Genomic DNA, 12,422 nt, shown 5'->3' with positions numbered 1-12,422 from the left:
CGCACAGGCCCAGGTGCATCGCCCACAAGGTTATCCACATCCCGCGAACCAGGATTGATCTGGTATCATTCTGAAATCACGATGTTTTTCGCCCTCTCGCGCGATCATGTCATGTAACGGGGAAAAGATTGTCCCGCAGGGAAAAGCCTGTGGACAGGATATTTTTTCCAGTTACCCCCAAGGCCAACAAAATCATCATTCTTTCTTTATCTTTCTTCTTTTAAGAAGAGGATGACGAACGGAGGGTGCGATGACCGATGTCCTGGCCATAGGCTATTTGTGGATCAAGGCGATCCACGTCATGTCTGTGATCGCCTGGATGGCAGGGCTGTTCTATTTGCCACGCCTGTTCGTCTATCATGCCGAGCGCGGGCAGGTGCCGGAACCGGTCAACAGCTTTGTCATCATGGAGGACAAGCTGCTGCGGGTGATCATGAACCCGGCAATGATCGCGACCTGGGTGTTTGGGTTGATGCTGGTGTTCACGCCCGGGATCGTCGACTGGACGATGATCTGGCCCTGGACCAAGGCAGTGGCGGTGATTGCGATGACGGCCTTTCACATGTGGCTGGCGGCGCGACGTCGCGACTTTGCGGTGGGGCAGAACCGGCTGAGCGGGCGGCAGTGGCGGATGATGAATGAACTGCCGACGCTGCTGATGATCGTGATCGTGCTGTCGGTGATCGTGAAGTGGTAAGCCGGCTTCATTGACTTTCCCGCGCGCGCGGCGTATTGGCTGCGCCAAGCCCGACCGTCCGGTCCGGGGATTCCCTGATGACATCCGAAGATCAGCGCCATTCGGCGCGGAAAGGGTCATATCGTGACCGATGAACTGCCCGATCGTTTGAACCTGTCCGACCTGAAGGCGATGAGCCCCAAGGATCTGCTGGCCATTGCCGAGGATTGGGAGATCGAGAACGCCTCGACCATGCGCAAGGGCGAGATGATGTTCTCGATCCTGAAAGAGCACGCCGAAGAAGGCGTCGAGATTGGCGGCGACGGTGTGCTGGAGGTGTTGCAGGATGGTTTCGGCTTTCTGCGCAGCCCCGAGGCGAACTATCTGCCCGGCCCTGACGACATTTATGTCAGCCCCGAGATGATCCGCCAGTATTCGCTGCGCACCGGCGACACGGTCGAAGGCGTGATACGCGCGCCGGGCGAGAATGAGCGGTACTTTGCGCTGACCGGGGTCGAGCGGATCAACTTTGAGGATCCCGACAAGGCCCGCCATAAGGTCGCCTTCGACAACCTGACGCCGCTGTATCCGAATGAGCGGCTGAAAATGGAGATCGAGGATCCGACGATCAAGGATCGGTCGGCCCGGATCATCGATCTGGTGGCGCCGATCGGCAAGGGTCAGCGCAGCCTGATCGTGGCACCGCCGCGCACGGGCAAGACGGTTCTTTTGCAGAACATCGCGCATTCGATCGAACGCAACCACCCGGAATGCTATCTGATCGTGCTGCTGATCGACGAACGCCCCGAGGAAGTGACCGACATGCAGCGGTCGGTGAAGGGTGAGGTGATCTCGTCCACCTTTGACGAACCGGCCAGCCGGCACGTCGCCGTTAGTGAGATGGTGATTGAAAAGGCCAAGCGCCTGGTCGAGCATAAGCGAGATGTTGTTATTCTGCTGGATTCGATCACAAGACTTGGCCGCGCCTTCAACACCGTTGTTCCGTCCTCGGGCAAGGTGCTGACCGGCGGTGTGGATGCGAACGCGCTGCAACGGCCGAAGCGGTTCTTTGGTGCTGCGCGAAATATCGAAGAGGGCGGGTCGCTGACCATCATCGCCACCGCGCTGATCGACACCGGCAGCCGCATGGACGAGGTGATCTTTGAGGAGTTCAAAGGCACCGGCAACAGCGAGATCGTTCTGGACCGTAAAGTCGCGGACAAGCGCGTCTTCCCGGCGATGGACATTCTGAAATCCGGCACGCGCAAGGAAGAGCTGCTGGTCGATCAGAAGGATCTGCAAAAGACCTATCTGCTGCGGCGGATTCTGAACCCGATGGGAACGACCGATGCGATCGAGTTCCTGATCTCGAAGCTGAAGCAGACCAAGAGCAACAGCGAGTTTTTCGACTCGATGAACGGCTGAGGCGCGCATGGGCGACACGATCTTTGCGCTGGCGACGGCGCGTGGAAAGGCCGGAGTCGCTGTGGTGCGGGTGTCGGGATCTGAGGCTTGGGATGCGGCAGAGGCCTTGGCCGGTGATCTGCCGCCTGTTCGGCAGGCGGTCCTGCGCGGCTTTCGTGACCGCGGTGAACTGATCGACAATGGCTTGCTGATCCTTTTCGAAAAGGGTCAGTCCTTCACCGGTGAGCGGGTCGCCGAGTTCCAGTTGCATGGCTCGGTCGCGGTTGTGAAGCGGCTTTTGGCGACGCTGTCAGCTTTGGGCTATCGCAGTGCCGAGCCGGGTGAATTTACGCGCCGCGCCCTGGAGAATGGTCGGCTGGATCTGACGCAGGTCGAAGGTCTGGCTGATTTGATTGACGCAGAGACTGAGGCACAGCGACGGCAGGCCTTGGCCGTGGCAGAAGGTGCCGCGCGCGATCAGGTGCAGAGCTGGCGACAAAGGCTGATCCGTGCCGCAGCGTTGATCGAGGCCACCATCGATTTTGCGGATGAAGACGTGCCCGAGGATGTGACGCCGGAAGTTCGCCAACTGATCGGTGAGGTGTCGGAGGGGCTGCGTCAAAGCCTCGCCGGGGTTGGCATGTCCGAGCGCATCCGTGAGGGGTTCGAGGTCGCCATCATTGGAGCGCCGAATGTCGGCAAATCGACACTTTTGAACAGGTTAGCTGGGAGGGAAGCGGCGATTACCTCGGCTGTCGCGGGAACGACGCGCGATGTGATTGAGGTGCGGATGGAGTTGGCCGGGCTGCCGGTGACATTTCTGGACACGGCGGGTTTGCGTGAGACCGATGACGTGGTTGAGTCAATCGGCATTGCACGCGCACGGGAGCGGGCTGAGCGGGCGGACCTGCGCATTTTCCTGACGCTGGGTGAGGCGGTTGATCAAGATCTGGTAAAGGACGGCGACCTGGTTCTTCGGGCCAAGGGAGATGTAAGCGTCGGGGGCGCGAGCAGCGTTTCGGGAAAGACTGGCCAAGGTGTACGTGAGCTGGTGGACCGTGTTTCTGAGATATTGGAAGGGCGGGCGGCGGGCGCCGGTCTGATGTCGCGCCAACGTCATCGTGAAGCGATGTCCATGGCGATCGGGTCTTTGGAATCGGCCGTTGATCGGCTACAACTGGATGCGGTCGAGGCGGATTTGATTGCAGAAGACCTGCGGCAGGCGCTGCGTGCGTTGGGATCGTTGATCGGACATGTGGATGTTGAGCATCTGTTGGACGAGATCTTTTCCAGCTTCTGCATCGGAAAATAGGTGTTTCACGTGAAACAATTTGACGTGATTGTGGTCGGTGGCGGACATGCCGGTGTCGAAGCAGCCCATGCGGCGGCCAGGATGGGTGTGTCGACCGCGCTTGTCACGCTTTCTGCCGATGATCTGGGTGTGATGTCCTGCAATCCGGCGATTGGCGGGCTTGGAAAAGGCCACCTTGTCCGTGAAGTTGATGCTTTGGACGGCGTTATGGGGCGGGCCGCGGACTTGGCCGGAATTCAATTTCGGCTGCTGAATAGGCGGAAGGGTCCGGCGGTTCAGGGGCCGAGGACGCAGGCTGATCGGGCACTATATCGACAGGCGGTCGTGGTCCTGACAAAGGCGCAGAAAAATCTGACTGTTGTCGAGGCCGAGGTTTTCGACCTGATTGTCGAGAATCAGGGCGTGATAGGTGTCGTTCTGGCCGACGAGTCACGGATCATGGCAGATGCAGTCATCTTGACCACCGGCACCTTTCTGCGAGGCAAGATTCACATTGGCGATCGTCAGATCATGGCCGGACGAATGGGTGCCCGGCCAAGCATTGCCCTTGCCGATCGATTGAAGAGCTTGGATCTTCCGTTGGGAAGGCTGAAAACCGGCACGCCGCCCCGCTTGGATGGTCGGACGATCAATTGGGCCGGGCTTGAGATGCAGCCGGCGGATGATGATCCTGTCATGCTGTCATTTCTGTCCGACAAGCCGACCGCCAGGCAGATTTCCTGTGGTATCACCCACACCAACCCGCGAACCCATGACATTATCCGCTCTAACCTGTCGCGATCGGCCATGTATGCCGGTCAGATCGAGGGCGTAGGCCCACGGTATTGCCCGTCGATCGAAGATAAGATCGTTCGCTTCGCCGACAAGGAATCGCATCAGATTTTCCTTGAACCAGAAGGACTTGGCACTGATCTTGTCTATCCCAACGGGATTTCATGCTCACTACCCGAGGATGTGCAGGCCGACTATGTTCATTCGATTGCGGGGCTGGAGAGCGCACTGATCGTGCAGCCTGCCTATGCGATCGAATATGATTACGTAGATCCGCGCGCGTTGCGACCCACACTGGAGCTGAAGGCGCTGACCGGGCTTTACCTTGCGGGCCAGATCAATGGAACGACTGGTTATGAAGAGGCGGCGGCCCAAGGACTGATTGCGGGTCTGAACGCTGCAGCCGCTGTTGACGGAAGGGGCGAGCAAACTCTGAGCCGCAGCAACAGCTACATCGGCGTGATGATTGACGACCTGATCACACGCGGTGTGACCGAACCCTATCGCATGTTCACATCGCGCGCTGAATATCGCCTGACGTTGCGAGCTGACAATGCTGACCAGCGGCTGACTTCTTGGGGCCGTGATCTGGGCTGTGTGGGCGAGGATAGGTGGATCGCGTTTTCTGATAAGGCCGCTTCGTTGTCCAAGGCGCGCAGCGTGCTTGAGGGGGAGCGCCTCACCCCGGGTCAGGCGCGCGACATAGGCATCCCCGTCAGCCATGATGGCCAGCGACGATCCGCCCTTCAGCTCATGGGTCTGGCGGACGCACCGCTTGCTGCCATCCACGCGCTGTCGGATCAGACGTCTATGATCCCCCAGCCGATCTTCGATCAGCTCGCGCGCGAGGCCCTTTACGCGAATTACACCGACCGGCAGGAACGCGACGCTCAGCGCCTGCTCGCCGACGAACGGATGACTATTCCCGGGGATTTCGATTACGGGGCGATTTCCGGCCTCTCTCACGAGTTGCGACAAAAGCTGGACAGCCGTCGCCCCGCAAGCATCGCTCACGCCAGTCGTATCGAAGGCATGACGCCTTCGGCCCTCATGCTTATCGTTGCCAGGCTCCGGGCGGCTCAGCGCGCTGTGAGGGCAATGTGACGGCGCTGGCGACCCTTCTGGGATTTGATGTTTCACGTGAAACAACCAGTAGACTCGAGGCCTATGCGGCGCTCATCAGTCGCTGGACACGGGCCATCAACCTGGTCTCCCCATCCACGGTTGGCGACATCTGGCGGCGTCATATTATTGATTCTGCTCAACTTTTTCCCCTCATCCCGAAGGAGGCCAACCATCTGGTCGATCTGGGAAGCGGCGCTGGCCTGCCTGGGCTGGTCCTGGCAATCTTGGCGCAAGATCATCTGCCGGAGTTGAAGGTGACTCTCGTCGAAAGCGATGGCCGCAAGGCGACCTTCATGCGCACCGCACTGCGCGAGACGCAAACCGCGGCACAAGTCTTGACGGCGCGGATCGAATCGCTCCCGCCGCTTCGCGCGGATGTTGTGACATCGCGCGCCTTGGCGCCGTTGAACCGCCTTGTCCCCCTCGCCACGCCACATCTGGTACCGGGCGGTCGCATGATCTTTCTCAAGGGGGCAAACTGGCAAAGCGAATGGGATCAGCTTGATCCACCGATGGCGATCCAACCTATCCCAAGCCGAACCTCTGCCGAATCCATGATTCTCATCCTGCAGCCCCGACCCGAGGCCTTGACATGACTGATGCACCCCGGATCATCGCCGTCACCAACCAGAAGGGTGGGGTTGGCAAGACGACGACCGCTATCAACCTGGGCGCTGCCTTGGCTGAGCGTCAGCTCCGTGTGCTGCTGATCGACCTTGACCCGCAGGGGAATGCCTCAACCGGGCTGGGCATTGACCCCGAGTTGCGCGCAAATACCACCTATGATCTTCTGATCGAGGGCGCGGCGCCGGACGATCTGGTTCTGAACACGGTGACCCCCGGCCTTGATGTCATCCCCGCGAACGCCGACCTCGCGTCAGCCGACATTGTCATGTCCGGCATTACGAACCACAGTTTTCTGCTGCGCAAGGCACTGGACGGCCGGTTGGGCGATTACGACTACGTTCTGATCGATTGTCCGCCTTCGCTCAGCTTGCTGACCATCAACGCGATGACCGCTGCGGATTCGATCCTTGTCCCGCTCCAGGCCGAGTTCTTCGCGCTTGAGGGCCTGTCGCACCTCATGCTGACCCTGCGTGAGGTGCGTGAACGCGCCAATCCCGATCTTCGTATCGCAGGGATTGTGTTGACCATGGCGGACAGCCGCAACAACTTGTCCCAGCAGGTCGAGGCTGACGCGCGCGCCACCATGGGTGATCTGGTCTTTCAGACCGTGATCCCCCGCAACGTCCGCCTGTCCGAGGCCCCCTCGCACGCGCGCCCGGTACTGGAGTACGACACCAATTCCCGCGGCAGCGAAGCCTATCGCCGCCTCGCCGCAGAACTCGATTCCCGCAACGCCTAGACCCGAGGTTCACATGACCACCGATAAAACCCCCGAACGCAAAGGTCTTGGTCGTGGCCTGTCGGCGCTGATGGCCGACATTGGCCCGCTGGACAACGCCCGGCCGCGCCGGTCGGATCAGGTGATGGCGATCGAAAAGATCCATCCCAACCCCGACCAGCCGCGCCGCACCTTTGCCGCCGAGCCGCTGGAAGAGCTGTCTCGATCGATCCGCGAAAAGGGCATTATCCAGCCGCTGATCGTCCGCCCCGACCCCAATCGTCCTGGCCAGTATCAGATTGTCGCCGGGGAACGCCGGTGGCGTGCGGCCCAGCAGGCGCAACTGCACGAAGTGCCCGTCATCATCCGCGACTTCGACGACACCGAGGTGTTGGAGGTGGCAATCATTGAAAACATTCAGCGCGCCGATCTGAACCCGCTCGAGGAGGCGCAGGGCTATCGCACGCTGATGGACCGCTTTGGTCATACCCAGGAAAAGGTGGCACAGGCGCTGTCGAAAAGCCGCAGCCATGTCGCCAATCTGCTGCGCTTGCTGACCCTGCCGGATGAGGTGCAGACGATGCTGCGCGATGGCAAGCTGACCGCCGGCCATGCCCGCGCGCTTGTCACCGCAGATGCGCCTGCCGATCTGGCCCGCCAAGTGGCCGCACGCGCGATGTCCGTGCGTGAGACCGAAGATCTGGTCCGTCGTGCCAAGACCCCTGGCGACCAGGCCAGATCGCGGCCCGCGCAGCCCGAGAAAGACGCTGACACTGCCGCGCTTGAACGGGACTTGTCCGCAACATTGGGTATGTCGGTCAAAATCGAACACAAAGGGTTGGATGGCGGATATGTCTCGATCCGCTACCGCGATCTTCACCAGCTTGACCGCATCTGCCAGGCGCTTGGCGGGTTTTAGGCGTCAGGTCGCGTCCAGATAAACCCAGCGATGGCGGCAATGATGACGGCCTGACCGATCACCACCTTTGGCGGCAGGCCGATCAGCACAGCCGCAGCCGGTCCCATCGCCATCGCCAAGGTAGACAGGATTTTAACTCGTCTTGCGATGGCGCCTCGACGCAGCCAGTCGCGCAGAGGTCCGCCAAATTGCGGGTGTCGCATCAGCCAACGGTGCAGCCGTTTGGATGACCGGGAAAAGCAGAACGTCGCCAGCAGCAAAAATGGCACGGTCGGCATCACCGGCAGGGCCGTGCCGATCAGCGCCAGGGCCAGGCTCACATAGCCGCCCGCCAACCACAGATAACGGATCATGGCAGCAGCGCCCGAATGACGGCGTTCAGAACGGCGCGCCCGGCGGCAGTGGCCTGCAACCGGTCGCCCTGCTGCTGCAACAGCCCCAGATTAACCATCTCCTTCAGCGCATCTGCGGGCAGGGGGTGGCCTGCCATCCGCGTATAGCGCCCCACATCCACGCCGTCGCTGATCCGCAGACCCATCATCAGGTATTCCGCCGCGCGATCTGCATCCCCCACGACCTGCCGCGGGGCCTCACCGCTGCGCCCAGCCTCAACAGCGGTTAACCATTCCTGCGGCGCCAGCGGGGTCTCGGTCGCCCAGCGGCGCCCACCCAGGGTCAGCCGCCCATGCGCCCCCGGCCCGATGCCCCCCCAATCGCCCGCGCGCCAATAGATCATGTTGTGACGGCTTTCGTTGCCCGGCGCGGCATGGTTCGACACCTCATAGGCGGGCAGGCCCGAAGCCGCCGTCATCTCTTGCGTCAGGGCGAACATGTCGGCCCCCAGATCCTCATCCGGCAGGCCGCGCAGGCCGCCGGCCTGATGGCGCGCATAGAACGCCGTCCCCGGCTCAAGCGTCAGTTGATACAGCGACAGGTGATCCGGCCCCATGCTCAGCGCCTGTGCCAGCTCGGCCTGCCAGCCTGCAAGCGTCTGATCCTGACGCGCATAGATCAGATCAAAGCTGACCCGGCCAAAGGCCCCGCGCGCCACATCCAGCGCCAGCAGCGCCTCGTCCACCGAATGAATGCGGCCCAGGCGGCGAAGATCGACATCGTTCAGCGCCTGCACACCCAGCGACACGCGGTTCACCCCTGCCGTTGCATAGCCCGCAAAGCGGTCAGCCTCGACGCTGCCGGGATTCGCCTCCAGCGTGATTTCGACATCATTGGCAAGCGGCCACCGTGCCGCCACGCGATCCAGGATCGCAGCCACAACCCCGGCCTGCATCAGCGATGGCGTGCCGCCCCCGAAATAGACGCTGTTCAGCACCCGGCCTTCGGTCTCATCCGCCAGCCTATCGATTTCGGATAGATAGGCGGCCTGCCAACGCGCCTGGTCAATCGACCCCGCGACATGGCTGTTGAAGTCGCAATAGGGGCATTTGGCCGCGCAGAACGGCCAGTGCAGATACAGGCCAAAGCCCCCGTCGCGCCAATCATCCGGCAAAGGCGGTAACCTCGATTTCGACCTTCATTTCGGGGCGGATCAGCCCGGCGATCACCATGGTTGCGGCAGGGCGGATGTCGCCCAGAACCGACCCCAGGACCGGGACCAGATCATCGACCAGGGCCGCATCGGTGACGGTATATTGCACCCGCACGATGTCGGCCATGGCAAAACCCGCTTTGTCCAGCACGCTGGCAATCGTCCCAAAACAGTTGCGCGCCTGGTCGGCGATCGCGTCGGGCATCACCATCGTCGCGTAATCATAACCAGTCACGCCCGAGACGAAACACCACGGTCCCTTCACCACCGCCCGGCTGTAACCCATCGTGCGCTCGAAGGGCGAACCCGTTGAAATCAGGATGGTTTCCGTCATGTGAAGCAGGCCATCAGTTGCCGGAACGCATCGGCCCGGTGGCTGATCGCGTTCTTCTGTTCGGCGGGCATTTCGGCATAGGTGACGTCATGGCCTTCGGGCTGGAACATCGGATCGTAACCATGACCCTGCGCCCCGCGCATCGGCCAGACCAATTGCCCCTCGGCCTTGCCTTCGAACACCTCGTCGTGGCCATCGGGCCAGGCCAGCACCATGGTCGAGCGGAACCGTGCGGTGCGAGGGTAGGGCGCATTCCGCGCCTCAAGCTCGGTCCAGGTGCGGGTCATCGCCATCACGAAATCGCGGCCCGTGGGCGTCGTCGCCCAGTCCGCGGTGTAGACGCCGGGCGCGCCGTCCAACCCGTCGACCTCGATCCCGCTGTCATCGGCAAGCGCGGGCAGGCCGGTGGCCTGCGCGGCGGCATGGGCCTTGATCCGGGCATTGCCGACAAAGGTGCTTTCGGTCTCCTCCGGCTCGGGCAGGCCCATCTGGCCGGCGCTGACGCAGGTGATGCCCAAGGGCGCCAGCATCGCCGCGATTTCTTCCAACTTGCCGGCGTTGTGGGTCGCCACCAACAGCTTATTGTCGCTGAACTTACGCATCCAGCGCGGCCTTTTGCGCGGCCACCAGCGCGGCCATCCCGCCTTCGGCCAGATCCAGCAGCTTGCCCATCTCGTCACGGCTGAAGGTCGCGCCCTCGGCCGACATCTGCACTTCGATCAGCCGACCCTTGCCGGTCATGACAAAGTTGCCGTCCGTCCCGGCCTCGCTATCCTCGGCATAGTCCAGGTCCAGCACCGGCTGGCCCGCATAGATGCCGCAGGACACCGCGGCGACGTGATCCAGGATCGGATCGCTGGTCAGCACCCCGGCCTTCAGCAGTCTGTTCACCGCCAGCCGCAGCGCCACCCAGCCCCCGGTGATCGAGGCGCAGCGCGTCCCGCCATCGGCCTGCACCACGTCGCAGTCAACGACGATCTGCCGCTCACCCAGGGCCACCCGGTCAATCCCGGCGCGCAGGCTGCGCCCGATCAGCCGCTGGATTTCCTGCGTGCGGCCCGATTGCTTGCCCGCCGCGGCCTCGCGCCGGTTGCGGCTGGTGGTGGCGCGCGGCAGCATCCCGTATTCCGCCGTGACCCAGCCCAGCCCGGTGTTGCGCAGGAACGGCGGCGGCTTGTCCTCGACCGTGGCGGTGCAGATCACATGGGTGTTGCCCATACGGATCAGGCATGACCCCTCGGCATGCATCGTCACCCCCGTTTCAATTGAAATCGGGCGCATATCGCTTAAGTTCCGGCCAGAGGGGCGCATCATTCGTCCTTTCATTCGCTTGCGGCCAGTTACCGCCCATCCGCCCCGCGATGCAAGGACGCCATGCCCGACCTGTCACCGATCCTGTCCGAAATGAACGACCGCGCGCGTGAGGTGTTCCGCCGCGTCGTCGAAGGCTATCTGACCTCGGGCGAGCCGGTCGGATCGCGCAGCCTGACGCGCGACTTTTCCGAACGCATCAGCGCCGCGACGATCCGCAATGTCATGCAGGATCTTGAGTTTCTGGGCCTGCTGGACAGCCCGCATGTGTCCGCCGGGCGCATCCCCACGCATCTGGGTCTGCGCTTGTTCGTCGATGGCCTGATGGAGGTGGGCGAGGTCGCCGCCGCCGACCGCGCCCAGATCGACGCCAGCTTGGGGACCGATCAGGGCGACCTGGGGATGATGCTGGACCGGGTGTCGCAGGCCCTGTCCGGCCTGACCCACTCCGCCAGCCTGGTGCTGACCCCCAAACACGAAGCCGCCATTCGCCATATCGAGTTCGTCAGCCTTGGCCCCGACCGTGCGCTGGTGGTGCTGGTGTTTTCCGATGGCCATGTCGAAAACCGCATCTTCCGCCCGCCGGTCGGCCAAACGCCCTCGTCCATGCGCGAGGCCGGCAATTTTCTGAATGCCATGGCCGAGGGCCGCACCCTGTCCGAGCTTCGCGGCCATATCGCCCGCCAGATCGCCCTGCGCCGGGCCGAGTTGGACAGCCTGGCGGCGCAGCTTGTTGAAAGCGGTCTGGCTTTGTGGGACGGCGAAGGTGGCGGGCCGGGGCGGCTGATCGTGCGGGGGCGTGCGAACCTGTTGGCCGATGACGCCGCCAACCTTGATCTGGTGCGTAGCCTGTTTGACGACCTGGAACGCAAATCCGATATCGCACAATTCCTTGAACTGGCCGAGGGCGGCGACGGTGTGCGCATCTTTATCGGCGCCGAGACGAAATTGTTTTCGCTTTCGGGTTCCTCTCTGGTCGTCTCTCCCTATATGAACGCTGACCGTAAGATCATTGGTGCGGTCGGGGTCATCGGCCCCACGCGGCTGAATTATGGCCGGATCGTGCCGATCGTGGACTATACCGCGCAGCTTGTCGGGCGGATGCTGACGGGCGACCGGAAAGGGTAAGACGAATGACAGACGACACACGCGATGAACGGACCGAGGATCAGGTCAATCTGGATGAAGCCCTGTCGCAAGAGGGCGAGATCGAGGCGCTGATCGCCGAACGCGATGAGTTCCGCGACCGCTTCATGCGGGCCTTGGCTGATGCCGAAAACGCCCGCAAGCGCGCCGACAAGGAACGCCGCGACGCCGAGAATTATGGCGGGTCCAAGCTGGCCCGCGACATGCTGCCCGTCCATGACGCACTGACCCGCGCCCTGGACATGGCCAGCGACGAGGCCCGCGCCGTCGCCGCCCCTCTGTTGGAGGGGGTCGAGCTGACCTTGCGCGAATTGCAGAATGTCTTCGCCAAGCACGGCATCACCGTGATCGCGCCGCAGGTGGGCGATACGTTCGACCCGCAGGTGCATGAAGCCATGTTCGAGGCCCCGGTGCCCGGCACCCAGGCGGGCGACATCATTCAGGTGATGGCGACCGGCTTCATGATCCACGACCGCCTGTTGCGCGCCGCGCAAGTCGGCGTGTCGTCCATGCCGCGGTCCTGATGGCGGGCG

The 12,422-nt window shown here is 62.5% G+C and carries 14 protein-coding genes; 9 read left to right on the top strand and 5 right to left on the bottom strand.

From position 1 onward, the window contains the following. Positions 1 to 250 precede the first annotated feature (250 nt). The 7 genes from hemJ (at position 251) to ACEYYA_RS14030 (ending at position 7,552) form a co-directional block, all read left to right on the top strand. The gene (gene hemJ / locus ACEYYA_RS14060) at positions 251 to 697 is read left to right on the top strand and encodes a protoporphyrinogen oxidase HemJ (protein ID WP_374801547.1); all 447 of its coding nucleotides are present in this window, start codon (positions 251 to 253) and stop codon (positions 695 to 697) included. 135 nt (positions 698 to 832) lie between these two features. Beyond that, positions 833 to 2,101, top strand: a complete 1,269-nt coding sequence (gene rho / locus ACEYYA_RS14055; RefSeq protein ID WP_374801584.1) for a transcription termination factor Rho — start codon at positions 833 to 835, stop codon at positions 2,099 to 2,101. Positions 2,102 to 2,108: 7 nt separating this feature from the next. Continuing rightward, positions 2,109 to 3,392 (top strand): tRNA uridine-5-carboxymethylaminomethyl(34) synthesis GTPase MnmE, encoded by a 1,284-nt coding sequence (gene mnmE, locus ACEYYA_RS14050; protein WP_374801546.1) that lies wholly within the window; start codon positions 2,109 to 2,111, stop codon positions 3,390 to 3,392. Then, entirely contained in the window at positions 3,393 to 5,267 is a 1,875-nt protein-coding gene (gene mnmG / locus ACEYYA_RS14045; RefSeq protein ID WP_374801545.1) for a tRNA uridine-5-carboxymethylaminomethyl(34) synthesis enzyme MnmG, read from the top strand. Then, positions 5,264 to 5,884 (top strand): 16S rRNA (guanine(527)-N(7))-methyltransferase RsmG, encoded by a 621-nt coding sequence (rsmG, locus tag ACEYYA_RS14040; RefSeq protein WP_374801544.1) that lies wholly within the window; start codon positions 5,264 to 5,266, stop codon positions 5,882 to 5,884. Before mnmG ends, rsmG begins: the two co-directional genes overlap by 4 nt. After that, positions 5,881 to 6,654, top strand: a complete 774-nt coding sequence (locus tag ACEYYA_RS14035) for a ParA family protein (protein WP_374801543.1) — start codon at positions 5,881 to 5,883, stop codon at positions 6,652 to 6,654. Before rsmG ends, ACEYYA_RS14035 begins: the two co-directional genes overlap by 4 nt. 13 nt (positions 6,655 to 6,667) lie before the next feature. After that, entirely contained in the window at positions 6,668 to 7,552 is an 885-nt protein-coding gene (locus tag ACEYYA_RS14030) for a ParB/RepB/Spo0J family partition protein (protein ID WP_374801542.1), read from the top strand. On the opposite strand, the gene ACEYYA_RS14025 is transcribed toward ACEYYA_RS14030, so the two are convergent. Genes ACEYYA_RS14025 through rph form a run of 5 tightly spaced genes read right to left on the bottom strand, consistent with a single transcriptional unit; the run spans position 7,549 to position 10,743 of the window. Beyond that, on the bottom strand, positions 7,549 to 7,905 hold the full coding sequence (locus ACEYYA_RS14025; protein WP_374801541.1) for a YbaN family protein: 357 nt from the start codon (positions 7,903 to 7,905) through the stop codon (positions 7,549 to 7,551). The genes ACEYYA_RS14030 and ACEYYA_RS14025 overlap by 4 nt on opposite strands. Beyond that, positions 7,902 to 9,059 carry a radical SAM family heme chaperone HemW gene (gene hemW, locus ACEYYA_RS14020; RefSeq protein WP_374801540.1) on the bottom strand — a complete coding sequence of 386 codons (1,158 nt, stop codon included), beginning with the start codon at positions 9,057 to 9,059 and terminating at the stop codon, positions 7,902 to 7,904. The genes ACEYYA_RS14025 and hemW overlap by 4 nt, the downstream gene beginning before the upstream one ends. Beyond that, positions 9,049 to 9,432 (bottom strand): RidA family protein, encoded by a 384-nt coding sequence (locus ACEYYA_RS14015; RefSeq protein WP_374801539.1) that lies wholly within the window; start codon positions 9,430 to 9,432, stop codon positions 9,049 to 9,051. Before ACEYYA_RS14015 ends, hemW begins: the two co-directional genes overlap by 11 nt. Continuing rightward, positions 9,429 to 10,034, bottom strand: coding sequence for an RdgB/HAM1 family non-canonical purine NTP pyrophosphatase (gene rdgB / locus ACEYYA_RS14010; RefSeq protein ID WP_374801538.1), 606 nt, complete (start codon positions 10,032 to 10,034; stop codon positions 9,429 to 9,431). Before rdgB ends, ACEYYA_RS14015 begins: the two co-directional genes overlap by 4 nt. Further along, the gene (gene rph / locus ACEYYA_RS14005) at positions 10,027 to 10,743 is read right to left on the bottom strand and encodes a ribonuclease PH (protein WP_374801583.1); all 717 of its coding nucleotides are present in this window, start codon (positions 10,741 to 10,743) and stop codon (positions 10,027 to 10,029) included. The genes rdgB and rph overlap by 8 nt, the downstream gene beginning before the upstream one ends. Before the next feature lie 63 nt (positions 10,744 to 10,806). Here rph and hrcA point away from each other — a divergent pair, with 63 nt between their 5' ends. After that, positions 10,807 to 11,871, top strand: a complete 1,065-nt coding sequence (gene hrcA / locus ACEYYA_RS14000) for a heat-inducible transcriptional repressor HrcA (RefSeq protein WP_374801537.1) — start codon at positions 10,807 to 10,809, stop codon at positions 11,869 to 11,871. A 5-nt stretch (positions 11,872 to 11,876) separates the two neighbouring features. Continuing rightward, positions 11,877 to 12,413 (top strand): nucleotide exchange factor GrpE, encoded by a 537-nt coding sequence (locus tag ACEYYA_RS13995; RefSeq protein ID WP_374801536.1) that lies wholly within the window; start codon positions 11,877 to 11,879, stop codon positions 12,411 to 12,413. Positions 12,414 to 12,422: the final 9 nt, after the last annotated feature.

It is taken from the genome of Paracoccus zhouxuedongae, from assembly GCF_041927815.1.
In the GTDB taxonomy this organism is placed as follows: Bacteria; Pseudomonadota; Alphaproteobacteria; order Rhodobacterales; family Rhodobacteraceae; genus Paracoccus.
The sequence above is the reverse complement of the archived record's forward strand: the minus strand, read 5'-3'. Positions and strand labels throughout refer to the sequence as shown.

Coding starts and splice junctions, on each gene's coding strand:
- hemJ (WP_374801547.1), top strand. CDS start 251: ATGACCGATGTCCTGGCCATAGGCTATTTGTGGATCAAGGCGATCCAC.
- mnmE (WP_374801546.1), top strand. CDS start 2,109: ATGGGCGACACGATCTTTGCGCTGGCGACGGCGCGTGGAAAGGCCGGA.
- ACEYYA_RS14035 (WP_374801543.1), top strand. CDS start 5,881: ATGACTGATGCACCCCGGATCATCGCCGTCACCAACCAGAAGGGTGGG.
- ACEYYA_RS14030 (WP_374801542.1), top strand. CDS start 6,668: ATGACCACCGATAAAACCCCCGAACGCAAAGGTCTTGGTCGTGGCCTG.
- ACEYYA_RS14025 (WP_374801541.1), bottom strand. CDS start 7,905: ATGATCCGTTATCTGTGGTTGGCGGGCGGCTATGTGAGCCTGGCCCTG.
- ACEYYA_RS14015 (WP_374801539.1), bottom strand. CDS start 9,432: ATGACGGAAACCATCCTGATTTCAACGGGTTCGCCCTTCGAGCGCACG.
- rdgB (WP_374801538.1), bottom strand. CDS start 10,034: ATGCGTAAGTTCAGCGACAATAAGCTGTTGGTGGCGACCCACAACGCC.
- rph (WP_374801583.1), bottom strand. CDS start 10,743: ATGCGCCCCTCTGGCCGGAACTTAAGCGATATGCGCCCGATTTCAATT.
- hrcA (WP_374801537.1), top strand. CDS start 10,807: ATGCCCGACCTGTCACCGATCCTGTCCGAAATGAACGACCGCGCGCGT.
- ACEYYA_RS13995 (WP_374801536.1), top strand. CDS start 11,877: ATGACAGACGACACACGCGATGAACGGACCGAGGATCAGGTCAATCTG.